Below are 15,297 nucleotides of genomic sequence, written 5' to 3'. Positions count from 1 at the left end.
GAAGCCGACAGGTTTGATGACGTCCTCTTCATATTGAACGAGCCAGCCAATTAAATTGTGCAAGGTACAGAATCTGATGAATGACTCTTATCGAAAGCCTTAATTATATGAAAATATTATGAAATATCCCATCTTTGGAAGCAGGAATCAATATCACGAGGTAATGTCAGCATCAGCTTTTGAATGGTTGCCTGTTCGAAAAGTTTCCTGTGGCGAAGGTGGTTTTTAGGCGCAATATGCACAATGTATTTAAGCATTTCCCATGTCACATTCTCCCTTCGGGTATTGAGGCCACCGATCCTGGGTTTTGACGAGTAACATCGGCGTATATAGCGCTGCAACGCTATCGCTACTGGCACATCAAGCAGTATCAGACCTGTAGCACGTTCAAGTCGGGGATGTATGCATTTTGTGTAATTGCCATCTATTACCCATCTTTCTTCACGAACTGCCTCTTCATGTAACCGATAAAAATCTTCTGGTTCACGGGGAACCCATTTTGTATCGGGCAGATGATGCAATTGATCAAGGTGGACTAAAGGTAACGAGGTTTTAGAAGCTATTGATTTTGCCAGTGTGGATTTGCCGCTATTTGATGGCCCCATAATGCAAATGCGTGGGCCAAGGTCATCTAATGATAAAGAAATGTTCATTCACCGACCTCTCAAATAAACCGTAATAAATTCAGATAAATATATAACAACCTGTGGATCTCTCATGCTATCCGGCAAGCCCCGGTAATCTGCTAATGTGTAGTCAATACTATGCGGAGTTGGCAACGTCCGCTCCTGGCACGAGGCTGCCACAGGTTAGGAGCCGGGGGCAGCCATGGGCGAAAGGCGGACACTATATTGGGGGCGGATAGGTCGTGACGACCTAGCCGTAAGACAGCTTTAATTTTGCTTGTTCAGGTAAAGGTCTCTGCGTTAGCCGTACAGGTCCTCAAATACAACAACTGTTCCGTACTCCTCTTCTCACGGTTCCTGGCAAAAATGGACGCCCTTCGCCTTCATTGCGTTGTAGTCGCGCCAGAAGTCGTCGGTCTGCAGGAAGAGGAATAACCGCCCGCCGCACTGGTTGCCGATGAAGCCTTCCTGCCGATCGTTTGAAGCCAGGGCCAGGAGAAGATTACAGTCGCGCCCGGAATTCGGTGTCACCACAACCCAGCGCTTGCCCGGCTGCGGCGGGTCCTCGACCTGGTTGAATCCCAGTTTGTCGGTGTAGTAAGTACTCAATCGCGCAATCGTAGTCGTAGACCACGATCGCCACATATCCCATGTATCGCTTTTGCGTTCTCATTTCTGCTCCGTCAGGTTTCAGGCACAGCTGGCCGGTCATTACTTTTAACATAAAATTTCGACCACGAATAACATCCTTAGCTCCATAAAGACGTGAAGTTAAGGAAGCTCTTTACACATAAAAACACACAACGGATCTGCAGCATAAGGGGGGAATGCATCGCATATCTCGTAACCGCATCCCCGATCAAGTGCAACAGCCGGTTGCTGGTGAATTCCTGTTTCAAGCCGCAACAGGCTCGAATTATTTTCTGAAACAATCGTCTCGATTGCACCGACTATCTGCTCTCCAGGCTTCCTTCCCCGGTTTTCCGGTCGAATATAAGCCCGCTTAATCTCAACTGAGCCATTTTCCGTAAATAGCAAATCACCATCACCTGCTGGTTAGCTATTTTCCTCACGTACGATAACGCACCTGAGCCGCTCGTCAGTAACTGTTGAAAGATCCAGACAGTGATTACTTTCTGCAGGATACCGTTCGCTCTGAAAGGCATCGAGCTCGCTTAACAGCCACGCCAGGTCAGAATCACTTATATCTGCTTCTGAAATGTTGAGCATGCGATATCCTTGATTCAGTGTTAACTACTGAATCTACCATGCTGTTCAATCTATGACGCCGTTGAGTACCTAACATGGGAGTTCGTGTGCAACTTCCGCTTTGTGGTCGTACCGGCCACTGGCTACCCGGTTTGATGCAGGGACTTTTTAAAGAACTAACGACAAAGATTGAAAATCTTTGGCCAGAGAAAGCCCCTGGCCAGTAATTTCAGAAAAGGTAACCTAATCTCAGACTGATATTTGTATCCTGCCGGAATCCCTGCTCTACAGAGATATCACGACCACCTGAGAACTGAACCTGAACGGCAGGTGTAACGAAATGCGACGCAGAGATACGGACATACGTGCTGTCCAGCCGATCATATTGAGAAATACCGTCAATCCGGCTTCTGGCCCCGGTTATCCATCCGCCGCCGAATCCAAACTGCGTGGCAGGTGCAATGTTATAACTCAGATAAGCCTGGTATTCGTAACGCGGACTCTGACTGAGCCGGGCGTTATTATTACCGTACCGGTTATTTGCTGTCGTCCAGGAGACATCCGCACCCGTAGTGAATGCCCAGGCGTCTGAGAAATGATGGATCCAGACGCCCTGCAGCAGATAACGCCAGCGGTTTTCCCCTACATTCACAGCTTTTTCATTGTTGTAGGCCCCGGTGGGCGCATAAATAAAAGGGGCCAGGGAAAGAATGTCAGCTCCTTCGTTGTCCATGCTGAACTTGAAAGGCATACCCACTATGATATCGCCCATCCCTGACGCTCTCCCGAGTGGGCTGGCATCTCCCATCGCATCCGCCCTGGCAAACGGAATGATAATCTGTGGCTCAATACTGACGTTTTCCGCAGGACGAAATCCATGAATAAAGCGCAGCAGTGTGGCCTCAGAGCGTAATCTGTAATCACCGGCTGCTTTATTGCCCTGAGAATAGTATTCATTGCTGTGAGCATACTGAAAATAGGCCAGCGCGAATGTTTTATTCGCCGGCATCATCTCGTAATCTCCGGGAGAAAACTCAAGGGCATCTGCAGGCAGGCTTAATGCTGCTGCAAGAGAAATACCGGTACGGCAAAAAAACGTATTCATAATGATCCTCCGCTGTCCTGCCGTAACAGGCCGGTTCCTGGATGACAGTTAACATATTCAAAGTACTGTGATTTTTCAGGTACAACGACAATTTCATGCCACAGGCGGAGCGCGATATCAAAGTTCAGCTCTTTCACGTAGCGCATGAACCCGCCAAATATTGCCACGTGTGTCGGATGGCTTTTTGCCCAGAGTTCAAGGGCGGCCATATCGGCAAAGTGCGCCAGACCAAACGTTTTCTCCGTCAGAGCATGTGATGAGGGATCTAACACCTGCATATACCGGCAGCTCAGGCAGCCTATGGCGTGGCCCTGGTCTCTCAGAAAATCCATTCCCCGGTGCAGCACCGGCTCTATTTCCGTGAGGTATTTTTGTCTTTCTTCCTGTTGCGTGGCCGACCAGTCCTGCCCGGAGCGAATGAGGCAGAGATTGTTACTTCCTGACAGCACAATCCGTTTTCCACTTGCTGTACGTGAGCGGGATTTACCGGTCCCCCGTAGGGGGGTGTTCTGAGCTGCAGGCAGCCGGTCGCGGGCACTCCCCCAGTAGCCATGCTCGCGCATTTCACCGCTCATGCCTTCTGCCAGCCGGGCGGCGCCTTCCGGAGATCCCCTGTCTGAAAATATGGTTTCAAAGCTTTCAGGCTGCGGGCTGACAACTTCCAGAAATAAACCATACTCCCCGTTCTCCCTTTCTGGTGAATTCCACCATATGTGGAACAGGCTGCTCTGTTTCCAGCTCTCAAACTGCTCTGCGGATGACCAGTAGGCGATGGCCATCAGGTTATAAAAACCCGCCTGGTCTTTGCATGACGCTATGTCCCAGTGGCCGGGGCCATCCGATGACGAAAAGCGATCAGTGACTTCATTCAGGGCAGAAATATCCGGACAGTTTCTCCCCTGGATACCGAAGTACGCCATGACTATCCGGCCGGCCAGGGGGGAGAATCGGGCGGTCCAGGCCGGAAAGGGCGGCTCATGTTTATCGGGCATGGCGGAGGGACATCTGCGCAGGGTACGCAGATGCTCAGGAATGGCTGATTCCATTTCTACTCCTCCTCTTCTTCGGCAGCCTGTTCGGCAATTAGCTCTGGAGGCGAATACCGTTTAATCACAGTCTTGTTGGATGAAGGATTAAAAAGGAGTCGGGTCACGTCAGGACGTGAATAGTGGCCTACCGGGTCAGCCGCAAGTTTGGCAAAGGTGATCGCAGCAGGGTCGAGCTCAGCGATAAGCAGTCCTTCCTCATTCTCCCCGAGAGGTATGACGAGTTCCCTTCCGTCCGGGCCGTAAATACGGGCATGTCCCCCCCCGGCACTGAGTAACGCCCTACGGTCATCGTCAGGACAAAGGAAATCAATCATCTCATCAGAAACCACGGCACACGGGGCTATCACGAAGCACTGTCCCTCTGCGGCATACAGGCGAGAAGCAGCCGTGTTGACCTCGGGCCCCAGCGCAGCCGTTGCGCTGGTGTAAAGACTGAAACTGGGCCAGGCGGCGATATGTATTTCCTCATGCTGGGAATACATCGCATAACGGGACAGTGGCTGCAGATGCTCCCAGCAGCAGAGGGCTCCGACGTTCCCCAAAGGTGTCTCCCAGGTAGTCAGGGAGGAACCGTCGCCTTCGCCGAACAGCGTACGCTCCACGTGCGTAGCCTTAAGCTTGCGCCGGATTCCAATGGTCTCCCCGTCGCTTCCAATCAGCCATTGTGAGATATAGAGGCTGCCATGATCGCGCTCGCTGAAGCCCAGAACCACAACGATATTATTCTGCTGCGCCGCAGCCGCAATTCGCTTCGCCTGAGCACTGTCCAGCACGAGGGAGTTCTGATGATACTGATAAACCAGGGGCATATTAATGGCGGGCGAGTTAAGCCATAAGAACCACGGATAACCGGGTATCCAGGTCTCAGGAAAAGCGATGAGCTCCGCGCCTTTCTGTGCGGCTTCTGATATGAGGGCGATCGTTTTGTCTATGGTTCCTTCAAGATTCATAAAAACAGGGGCGGCCTGAACGCAGGCAACGGTAACCGGTTTGTTCATCATATTGTGTCTCCTGGTAAAATAACTCAGCAGACACAGATATATCCTCCCTTACGGATGCGGTGTTATGACATGAAGGAAAGGATGCTTGTCTGAAAAGGAACTGGTCTGAATATTGCATAATATGTCCAACCAGGGCGGAGGTTGCTGACATGAACACCTATAACACTGCTGATGTTTTGTATGATGACCGGAGTGAATACTGGCGTCATGCCATCAGCCGCACGTTTGTTCCGCTGGAAAGTACTTTTTCCGGAGACGATCGGTACGGCATTATCAGATGCGGAAACTGGGGTGACCTGCGGGTCTCAGAAGTCAGCTGCAGTGCTCAGGACGTCATAAGATGTCGAAGAGGGGCTGATAATCATCCTGATAATGCTATGCTGTTGAGTTTCATCAGTCAGGGTAAAACCTCCGTGATTCAGGCGGGGAACCATGCCAGTCTTGGTCAGGGTGAATTCGGGCTTTATGACACACGCTTTCCCTACGAACTGCACCTTCATGGTGAAACGCGCCAGCATGTGGTGCAGATACCCATAGAGCATCTGAGACAGGAACTGGGAAAGACAGAACACCTTGTTGCGTATTCCTTTGGCAAAACACATTCCCTGACGCCTTTTCTTGACGTGCTTCTGAATAACCTGATGGCGCAACCGGAAGATATTCAATCACATCACACCAGCGTCCTTTACAGGCAGCTCCTTGAGCTCCTTACCGTGATCGTCTCAGACGAATGCAAAGTAAAAAGATCGCCCCGTTCATCCGCAGGACTGCTGCTTCAGATTAAAATAATGATAGAACAGCAGCTTTCGGATACCACGCTGTCAGTATCAAGAATTGCTGAATCGTTCCGTATTTCACCGCGTTATCTGAGTATGCTCCTGAAAAGTGACGGTACCACCTTTGGCCGTTATGTCCTTACTCAGAGGCTGAATAAAGCTTCACTGGCTTTGAAATCCCCCGTGTATTCAGATATACCCATCAGCCAGATTGCATGGAAGTATGGGTTCAATGATATGGCTTATTTTTCTCGTGTATTCAGGGCAAAATTCAGCTACTCACCAACGGAGTACCGTCATCAGGCTGGCAACACTTAGCTGGGATGGCCATATGACAAGTTACAATAGGGGAAATAAATCTGATGCCTGTCGCGATGACTGGCTTTTGAAAATTCCTTAACGTGATGTTTCACTCAACATAGCATCAGCCCGGTTTAAAATAAGGGATCAATTTTTTCATCGAACCGATGGCATATATGTAATTTTTTAGAAAAAAAATGCACTCTTAAGGGGGCCGGCGTAGAGCCCCCTATACAAGATATTTCTGGCATAAAAAACCTCTCTCAAAATATCCCTTTTTATCAAAAACGCATTAGCCGTATGTTTTTGTGCGGATGGGCTTAAAATCTTCGACAGGACATGGTGAATCTGTTCTTATCCCTGTAACCACCTGAGGCCATCAGCCGTGCTGAGAAAACCTGCACCCACGTTCTGACCGTTCAGGTTTTGTTTCATTACGCCGATAACGTAGATAACCACTCTTTCGTATAAGGCGTTACCTGTGACAATACGCACTCACATACTGCAGTTCAGGCTGGGCCTGCTGTTGCTTCTCTCTCTCATAAGCGTTGCGTCCCTTGCGGCCCTCTGGGAGTTTCAACTTGAAGGGAGAGTGCTTCCGGCACTTGGTATCCCCTATGATGGTAGCTTCGAGGACGCCGAACGCTGGCGTTTTATCATTACCTCCACCACATTTGCCACGCTCTCACTGGCGATACCCGGGCTGATCATCCGACGCCTGGTCGTCTCGCTGAGTCAGGGCTACCAGGCAATTCTCGATGCGCGACAGGAAGCATTTCGCCTTGCACGTCACGATGAACTGACCGGACTTTATAACCGCCGCATTTTTATTGAAAAGCTGACGTTTTGGCTGACAGGGGAAAGTCCCACTGCGGCTGTCATGATTATCAATCTTGACAGATTTAAACCCATCAATGATACCTACGGTCACGCGGGGGGCGACGATGCTCTTTGCGAGATAGCAGGCAGGCTCCGTACATTCAGCAACAAGGAGATTACTGTCGCGCGCACCGGCGGAGATGAATTCGCGGTGCTCATCTCGGGCGTGATCGGACGTGATGAGCTGGCCGCGCTGGGTTCCCGCATCTGTACCTCACTCTCACAGCCGCTGATGTCACTGCCGCATCCTCTTTCAGCCGGAGTCAGCATCGGGATCGCGCTTTTCCCGGACGATGCCGAAACGGCCGACGCGCTGCTGCGTTGTGCTGACACTGCGATGTACCATACGAAAAGGACGGAGCGGGGCACCTTTTGCTTCTATGATCTCTCTTTCGGGGAGGCTGTACGTAGCAGAGAACAGTTTGAGCGTGAAATTCGCAGTGCCGTGCTTAACAACGAGTTTGTCCCCTGGTTCCAGCCTGTCATCAGCCTTCACAGCGGAAAGATATCAGGATTTGAGATTCTGGCTCGCTGGCATCATCCGGCGCGCGGCTTACTGATGCCTGCCGATTTCATCAGTGAAGTGGACCGCACCGGCTGTATGCCTGCTATGACGGAATCCCTACTTCGCCAGGCATGCCGGCACTTTCGCGATCGCTATACTGACATGACTCTTGCATTAAATATCCCTGCTTCCATGGCAGAAGACCTGACACTGCCCGAAACCATTCAGCGCCTTCTCCGGGAAGAAGGCCTGCCGCTGTCGCGGCTCGAGATTGAAATTACCGAAGATACGCTTATCGCGAACATGGGCAGCGCCAGAATAAACCTGGATAAATTCAGGGCCATGGGTGTCACCGTGTCGCTTGATGACTTCGGCACCGGATACTCCGGCCTCTATCACCTGACACAGTTGTCGATTGACAAGATTAAGATTGACCGTTCTTTTATCGCACTCAAAACGTCCAGGAAAAACCAGATGGTTGATGCGATCCTGGCCATGGGAAAAAGTCTGGAGATGCAGATAACGGCCGAGGGAATAGAACACATGGAGGCGGCACGCTGGTTGTCGGCGCACGGCTGTGACTTTGCGCAGGGCTGGCTTTTTGGTATGCCTGTCCCTGCAGACGAGATATCCGGACTTTTTACGGGTAAAGCTCTTCAGGAATTCGGCGCCACCCTAAAGGGGCATATCCCTCTTTCAGGCGACAATCTGCTTCACTGCCCAGTTGAGTCATAAGTGTTGTGCGGTACAGGGGGCATGTTCATTCATCCCTCTGTAGATTCAGTATCTGGATTTAATAAAAACCCACACACTCCCGTCATCATAACTACACCTTTTCATCAGGTTGTGGGTTATCGCTAAACATTCTGAGCATAAAGTGTGACATTCTGCCACCGTATGGTTCAGTCAGCTTCAAACAATTAATGGCAAGGCAAGGAAATGCGTGGCAATCACACATGAGTAGCGGGGATAAGTACTGCAGTGAGGGTGGTATGTCACACTTTCGTAATAAGCGGTAGTAAACATAATCATAAAAACACAGGCCGGGTGTGATTGAGGCTTTGCTTTTTAACGGGTAAACGGCCTGCTGAAGATTACTAAAGGTGAGTTTTATATCTCCTTAAGCCATGAAGTCATTGGGAATTTCAGTATGAAATTACCATAAAAAATCGTTATTTTACAATATCTTAAGAAGAAAACAAGCCTGGGTAAAAATCTTAAGCCACATATCACAATGACACTATACTCTTCAAAATTTAGAGTCATGGTGCTCTACCAAAAATGATTCGAGTGCTTTACCCCGATAGAAGCGGGCCGGAAGGAACCACAACGAAACGGCAAAAGGCAGTGACAGGCTGCGCACATCCTAAATAGATCCGGAAGGAACCATCTGCATGCCATTTTGGTGTTCCGTTTGGCTGTAAATCTTACAGACAGCCAGTATAAGAAAGCACTGTTCCTGTAAAAGGTTTTGTTGTGGAGTAATACGGGAGAAGTATTTCTAAATGATGCTTATTAAGCATTGTAAATATAGCCTATAGTGTATAACCTGTTTATAGACTGCAATATATAAAGGTGAGCGTGTGTGGGCGGTTGAAACCACGGGTTTAGTCGCTGAATGGCTGAAAGAGCAGGACAGGGCGATGCAGCTGGACGTTATTGCTGCACTAAATTTATTGAAGCAGGAAGGCCCCACCTCGGGCGCCCGCACGTTGATACGTTATACGGCTCCAAGATCCCAGATATGAAAGAGTTGAGAGTTCAAAGCAATGGACGGCCCGTGAGAGGTGTTTTTGTGTTCGCCCCTTTACGTTAAGCCATTGTTCTGTGCGCGGGTAACAAAGAAGATACAGATGAAAAGCGCTTCTACAAAACCATGATTAAAACGGCTGAAAATGAGTATCACCGACACCTGGACTACCTTAAACGGAGTGGAAAATGAGGACGCTTGATGATCTGATGGCTGATTTAACACCCGAGGAGCTGACTCAGGTGAACAATAAAGTTGCAGAAATTCGGCTTGATTCTCAGCTGTATAAACTTCGAGAGGCGCTGGCTAAAACGCAAAAGCAGCAGGCAAAAGCCATGGGGATCGCACAACCTTCCGTTGCGGCTATTGAGGGGCGCGGTGAAGACCTGAAAATTGCGACGCTCAAGCGATATGTTGAAGCGCTGGGTGGCCAGCTTACTATCGGCGTAAATATGCCCGGCGGTGAGCACGTCGATTTTACGCTTTAACGACAGCGTTGTAGCCCGCTATGAGCGGCCTGAAGAGATTGCTGGAAGGATTGCCAAAAGCAGTCGCAATAAATCACATGCGTAACCTTTCCCGTCGTTTCGGTATCCAGGTATCCTCGTTCATTGATTGATTGCCTAAAACCTGGATATCCGCCTGAAAGGACTTATTTTCTATTTGCTGAGCGTAGGTATGCAGTTTCACCTTTGTGGCTGATGTGACCGGCAAGAATGGGCGCCCCAGGTGGTCTTTAAGAGAGAAGGCCCATGCCTGATTTTTTTATGCGCGCATCCCTGGCAGCAACACACCGGGTGCATCCTTAAGGAATTAAGTTTAAAAGCAAAAAATAACGTCTGCAGGCAACCTTCACTGTGCTGAATGCGAAAGGCCGTTGAGCGTAGGGAATCTGACCTTTACCCGCAACATCGGGTTCACTCTTTCAGGGCCCGGATTAAAAGGGTCAGTCCGTCCCAGTCACTTTCTTCCTCCGCAGTGATCCGTTACTTATAAGCGTAACGGAAACAGCCACTTAATGACTTTTCGGAATTTTTAACTTTATGGAATCGACACTGATTGCCTAAACCCACGACATCTATATTTAAGCGTCGTCACCCCCCCCACAAGAAATAAGGGGGCAGATCAGATTATTGAGTTGCAGGTAAGGTTTTGGAACAAAAGTTCAGTGTCAGAATAAACCAATATTGTTATAATGTTTTTTCATAATGTTTCATGATTGAGAACAGTAAATGGCATTGCTTGGCGATTTTTTTAAAGGCTCATCTCTTCGCCCCACGGAGATTATAGTTTTGAAGGTGACGGATGAATATGGAGACATTATCGTTGCAGATTATGATGATTACAGGGTCCTTCGTTTTGAAGGGATAAATGAGCAAAGCAAAATGCTTAAAAGTAATGTTAAATTGCCAGTGCATAATTACATTAAAGCCATGTTAATGGCCGTAGCTTTCACGATCACGGATAATGTCTTAGTTTTGGGGCTTGGAGGTGGAGCGCTCGTGAGGACATTAAATTTCATTGATAATGAAATAGAGATAGATGTCGTGGAACTAAGAAAAGATGTACTTTCAGTAGCACGTAAGTGTTTCTCTTTACCCGTTTCAGAAAATATATCTTATCACATCGAAGATGCGAAAAGGCACCTGAAAAAAAGTATAAAGCATTACGATGTGATTTTCTCGGATCTTTATTCTGCTTTTTACATGGATCCATTTCAGGAGACGGAAAGCTTCCTGATAACCTGCAGGGAAAGAATGAATTATAACGGCTGGCTTGTAATAAACTATCACGAAATCCCAAGAAGAGAAAGTCCACTACATCGTTCTCTCATTAAAATTTTTGGAGAAGTGCTTTTCTGTCGAGTGCCCAGTGGAAATGTTATTATATTTGCAGCAAAAATAAAGAGTGATTTCCCCATTGCTGAACGAAGGATTCAGGCTGAGCGGTTACTGGATAAACTGGGAATGGATCTGTATTTTTTGTCAAAAAACATCGCCCCCTTCCCCTGAGCTTGAAACTGAACGGCCTTGGACATTCAGGTGATTTGTTAAATAAATCAAGTAATTAACATCTAGAATGTGGGCAATCACATTGATAACCTTGCAAAGACATCACGGGCCGAAAAAATTTTAAAATCAGCAACTGAAATGCCTTAAGCCATACCCTCGTCGACGGCATCCACTGACATTTGGTTTATGAGATGGTCATTCAGCCGGATATTGCGAGCCAAATACGTTTTTACGTGACCCATATGCAGGGTTATTCTGAACTGGCCATTCTTTTCACTACGCTCTGAGTCTGCTTGTTCATATTCGATACCGTAATGTACGATAGTTATATTACAAAATAAGATAGTGAATAAGTGCGTGGCAGCGCCCCTGAATAACGTACGTTAAGAGTTGACCTTATAAGGGAATCTGAGTATGAACACTGAAAATGGCGTTTTTTTCCTTTTTCCTGAGTGTTCATGAATTACCATAAATTGACCATCACGATTTATTATTTCGATGACTTGTGTTACAGATTTTTTAGATGCATTGGTTGTGGAGGCAAAATGCTTACCCTTAAGATCAGATAATTCAGATTCTGTTAACTTTAATTTCATTTATTAACTAAATCCTTTCTATTTTTGGAATCAAACAGCCTCTTTAAAAGTAGTACGTAATAATGGCAAAATCAAGTCATGCGGGTATGTTTAAAAATCTCACGACATACATTGCACGTCAAAAAGTAATTTGGTGACGTGCATGCGGTCCATCTTCATGAAGAGATTAATGGTACAGTGCTGCTTCAAAAACTGTGCATCGTTCAATTCCCTACGCTATTAATAATTTGTAAGAGCGGCTACTTGACTGGCAATAACTGGGTGAATGATGAGGTACGACATTCCCGAATGGTAAAGAATTTAACGGTTTGCTAACCACTCACATCCTGGGCACTAAGTCTGTCTGAATATTGGGGACAGGAGTTACTGCATCCCGGAGGAAACAACTGTCCCAATATCAGCTTAAAGACAGGTCCTGATGATACCGTTAAGGCTCACTGGTATATGATTTCTCAGAAAACAGGGTTTATTCCTCAATCCCGCGCTAATCGCTATCGCCAGATGAGTTTCTGATACGCATCTGCAAACGGGATATTTGACCAGTGATATCCGCCGTTCTTTCTGCTAATACCCTTATCGCACTGGCTATAACAGAAAAGCCCCTCCCGTGTACACCCGCTCTTGCAGCCTCAATACTTGCATTCAGGGAAATTATTTTGATCTGGGCAGCAATATCTCCATTTTCAGCTACCAGTTCTGCTATCTCATCAGCCGTTCTGGTTGTCTGCTCCCTGCGTTGTACCTCATTCCGCTGATGAATCATTCGGTCTTTGCGGTTCTGAATATCGATTAGCGCACCCACCGCCCGCAGCGGAGTTCCATCTGGACTACGCTTGGTCTGCCCGCGAGCCTGGAACCATCGGTATTCTCCGGTTCGAAGTTTCAGCCGGTATTCAATATCAAATCCCGTTTGACCGCTTCGGTCCAGCAGATGTTTTACAAAGGAGTCGAGTGCATTCTGTTTATCCTCCGGATGCAGCCTGGAAGACCAGCTTTCCATCACGTCAGGAAACTCTTCCACCGTCTCAAACCCCAGCAGTTTTCTGAACTGAGGAGACCACCAGAATACGTTACGTGGATTCATGGGGTCGCCGTTTAGTATATCGAGATCCCAGAGTCCATCGTTGAGCATTTCACGGGACAGGTCAAAACGCGTGGACACAATGTCAAAACGATGGGCCTGCTCAACCTGATCGTCGATTTTTTCCAGAGTACCGGTGATATTAGGCGTAGTGCCGAGTGAATCATGCTTAGCTCTGATGCTGAACCACTCACTCTTATGGCCACCGGTGTTGAGCCTGCATAATAAAGTATGCCCTTCATCACTGATATTGCTGACAACTCGGCGGATGTAAAGCCGGAATGCCTCTTTATCTTCATTACTCATGAAAGACGTCAGAGAAGACTGGTCGTCAGGAGTTCCCAGGGCCATCCCAAGCAGATTCCGGGCTCTGGGCGACAGCTTAATAATGCTGTTGCCGGAGAAATCAGGCCCCTCCATAACCCATACTCCTTCGCGCATAAGTTCAGGAACGGAAAGCAGCATGCCGTCAATGTCACTTTCAACTTCTGGTAACGTTTCACAGGTAACAGCCGGCGTGAGCGGATCCAATGGTCTTTCGGCTTCAGGTCGTTTTTTTAATAGTTTACGAAACATATTTTTCCCGGCAAAAAATAATAATGGCAAAGTTGCGCAGAATGTTATCGGCACGCGGCCTGCATCTTTTATACCTGCATATGCAAAGATCTTTGGGGATATACTCCCGGTGCAACCCTGATCCAAAATCCCTGCCACACCTGCCCACCAGTTGCATGTATCAGCCCCGGGCTTTTCGAGGCTTATAATCGGCAAACCCCCACCCTGTCACAAATCTTATGGCACAGGAAAAGTGCAGTGTAAGGTTCCTGGCGAAAAATTACATGGATAGTTAAGTCCCAGATCAAATACGTCTCAAAGTTAGCAGCTTTAACTATTGGAACTTAGCTGCCAAAAGACCCAACATATTATTAACAGGACTTAAGTGTTGAATTGTGAGAAGGCAGAGCCGTGACGGGAAAATACGCACGTTCCCGGTGCCAAGGGTCTGTGTGGGTTGATTCTTGGCTTATGGCGATGCGTGTGGCGCTGACCCATTCCTGATACACAGTTCGGTACAACACGAACAAACGTTTCGTAACGTAATGGGGGCACCGATCGTGATGTGGGCGCTGCCCTGCCCGGATGAAAAAGATAACCATCCGCGGATGAAACAGTAGTACCTGAGACAGATTTTCTGATTCACTTTTTAAGGATGCCATTATGATGAACAAAGTTGCATTTGTAACGGGAGCCGGTCAAGGCATCGGCGCTGCCATTGCTTTACGTCTGGCAAAGGATGGTTTTGCGGTAGCCATTGCGGACTATAACATTGAAACAGCGCGGCAGATCGCGGATAAAATTATCCATTCGGGAGGAAAGGCTGTCGCGCTGCAGGTTGATGTGACCCAACGCGATAAGGTTTTCAGTGCCGTTGAAGAAGCACGCCATATCCTGGGGGATCTGAATGTCATCGTCAATAACGCAGGCATTGCGCCTTCAACACCGATTACCGATATCACGGAGGAAATTTTTGATAAGGTTTACAACGTAAACGTTAAGGGCGTTATTTGGGGGATGCAGGCGGCTATTAATGCCTTTTGCGCGGAAAAGCACGGAGGAAAAATCATTAATGCCTGCTCTCAGGCAGGGCATGTTGGCAATCCTGAACTGGCCGTATATAGCTCCAGCAAGTTCGCCGTTCGGGGGCTTACACAAACTGCGGCAAAGGATCTTGCTTCCAAAGGCATAACGGTAAATGCTTTTTGTCCGGGTATTGTTAAAACCCCCATGTGGGAATCAATCGACAAACAAATTTCCCAAACAGCGGGTAAAGCTGCAGGCTTTGGCACGCAAGAGTTTTCGAAACGTATCACCCTGGGGAGGTTATCAGAACCTGAAGATGTGGCAGCATGCGTCTCATTTCTGGCGGGGCCAGACTCCGATTATATGACCGGTCAGTCACTACTGATCGACGGTGGTATGGTCTTCAACTGATCCATCCATTAACTTACTCATACTTCGGCATGAGTAAGTTAATATTACGTGTGACTCAGGCTTCAGCTCGTATGTTCTTTCATCCCCAATTTAATCTTCTGCTTGATTTTCACTCGGGTATAATAGATTCCTGTTGGGGAATGCCTGCCTCAATTCTGGCAATCTGCAATAACCTTGGCAATTAAAGATGAAGTTAGAAAGGTTCTATGTCATCCATAACATAGACAATTCCCTTGAACTTATTACCCCTCATTCCCTCTTAATCGAATCATCAGCGCGTGATAATATTTTGCTAAAAGATTAAAATTCACCGCATTGCTTTCAAGGCTCAATATGCAGTTTGTGTAGGAAGCGGGATTGGGAATAAAGTTTGTTGTTACTTTATGATTACAAAAGGAAGCCGGGGCCCAAAGGCC

At 47.9% G+C, this 15,297-nt stretch carries 11 protein-coding genes and 1 pseudogene; 6 read left to right on the top strand and 6 right to left on the bottom strand.

The genetic code is table 11. The features are described 5' to 3' along the window. Positions 1–116 precede the first annotated feature (116 nt). The 5 genes and pseudogenes from E2F51_RS00075 to E2F51_RS00050 form a co-directional block, all read right to left on the bottom strand. The gene (locus E2F51_RS00075) at positions 117–653 is read right to left on the bottom strand and encodes an AAA family ATPase (protein ID WP_134822389.1); all 537 of its coding nucleotides are present in this window, start codon (positions 651–653) and stop codon (positions 117–119) included. 273 nt (positions 654–926) lie between these two features. Beyond that, a pseudogene (locus E2F51_RS00070) lies at positions 927–1,299 on the bottom strand (VOC family protein). A 765-nt stretch (positions 1,300–2,064) separates the two neighbouring features. Continuing rightward, positions 2,065–2,940, bottom strand: a complete 876-nt coding sequence (locus tag E2F51_RS00060; RefSeq protein WP_134822388.1) for a transporter — start codon at positions 2,938–2,940, stop codon at positions 2,065–2,067. Further along, positions 2,937–3,986 carry a phenylacetaldoxime dehydratase family protein gene (locus E2F51_RS00055; protein ID WP_134822387.1) on the bottom strand — a complete coding sequence of 350 codons (1,050 nt, stop codon included), beginning with the start codon at positions 3,984–3,986 and terminating at the stop codon, positions 2,937–2,939. The genes E2F51_RS00060 and E2F51_RS00055 overlap by 4 nt, the downstream gene beginning before the upstream one ends. A gap of 2 nt (positions 3,987–3,988) precedes the next feature. Further along, positions 3,989–4,987, bottom strand: coding sequence for a carbon-nitrogen hydrolase family protein (locus tag E2F51_RS00050; protein WP_167738368.1), 999 nt, complete (start codon positions 4,985–4,987; stop codon positions 3,989–3,991). A gap of 152 nt (positions 4,988–5,139) precedes the next feature. On the opposite strand from E2F51_RS00050, the gene E2F51_RS00045 reads away from it, so the two are divergent. The 5 genes from E2F51_RS00045 to E2F51_RS00025 all read left to right on the top strand — a co-directional run bounded on the left by E2F51_RS00045 (position 5,140) and on the right by E2F51_RS00025 (position 11,212). Further along, positions 5,140–6,084, top strand: coding sequence for a helix-turn-helix domain-containing protein (locus E2F51_RS00045; protein ID WP_134822385.1), 945 nt, complete (start codon positions 5,140–5,142; stop codon positions 6,082–6,084). 463 nt (positions 6,085–6,547) lie between these two features. Further along, positions 6,548–8,185 (top strand): bifunctional diguanylate cyclase/phosphodiesterase, encoded by a 1,638-nt coding sequence (locus E2F51_RS00040; RefSeq protein WP_134822384.1) that lies wholly within the window; start codon positions 6,548–6,550, stop codon positions 8,183–8,185. An 883-nt stretch (positions 8,186–9,068) separates the two neighbouring features. Continuing rightward, positions 9,069–9,266 carry a type II toxin-antitoxin system RelE/ParE family toxin gene (locus E2F51_RS24245; RefSeq protein ID WP_371732121.1) on the top strand — a complete coding sequence of 66 codons (198 nt, stop codon included), beginning with the start codon at positions 9,069–9,071 and terminating at the stop codon, positions 9,264–9,266. Between the two features lie 122 nt (positions 9,267–9,388). Beyond that, positions 9,389–9,688: an XRE family transcriptional regulator gene (locus E2F51_RS00030; protein WP_134822383.1), complete on the top strand. Its 300-nt coding sequence runs from the start codon at positions 9,389–9,391 to the stop codon at positions 9,686–9,688. A 744-nt stretch (positions 9,689–10,432) separates the two neighbouring features. Then, complete coding sequence (locus E2F51_RS00025) at positions 10,433–11,212, top strand: spermidine synthase (protein WP_134822382.1); 780 nt, start codon at positions 10,433–10,435, stop codon at positions 11,210–11,212. Positions 11,213–12,292: 1,080 nt separating this feature from the next. Here the strand turns inward: E2F51_RS00025 and E2F51_RS24225 are convergent. Beyond that, positions 12,293–13,603, bottom strand: coding sequence for a PAS domain-containing protein (locus tag E2F51_RS24225; RefSeq protein ID WP_305765434.1), 1,311 nt, complete (start codon positions 13,601–13,603; stop codon positions 12,293–12,295). Between the two features lie 507 nt (positions 13,604–14,110). Here E2F51_RS24225 and E2F51_RS00005 point away from each other — a divergent pair. After that, the gene (locus E2F51_RS00005) at positions 14,111–14,881 is read left to right on the top strand and encodes a (S)-acetoin forming diacetyl reductase (RefSeq protein WP_041691820.1); all 771 of its coding nucleotides are present in this window, start codon (positions 14,111–14,113) and stop codon (positions 14,879–14,881) included. Positions 14,882–15,297: the final 416 nt, after the last annotated feature.

It is taken from the genome of Erwinia sp. QL-Z3 (assembly GCF_004551645.1).
Classification (GTDB): Bacteria; Pseudomonadota; Gammaproteobacteria; order Enterobacterales; family Enterobacteriaceae; genus Erwinia; species Erwinia billingiae.
Note: the sequence above shows the minus strand (reverse complement) of the source record. Positions and strands in the feature narration are given on the sequence as shown.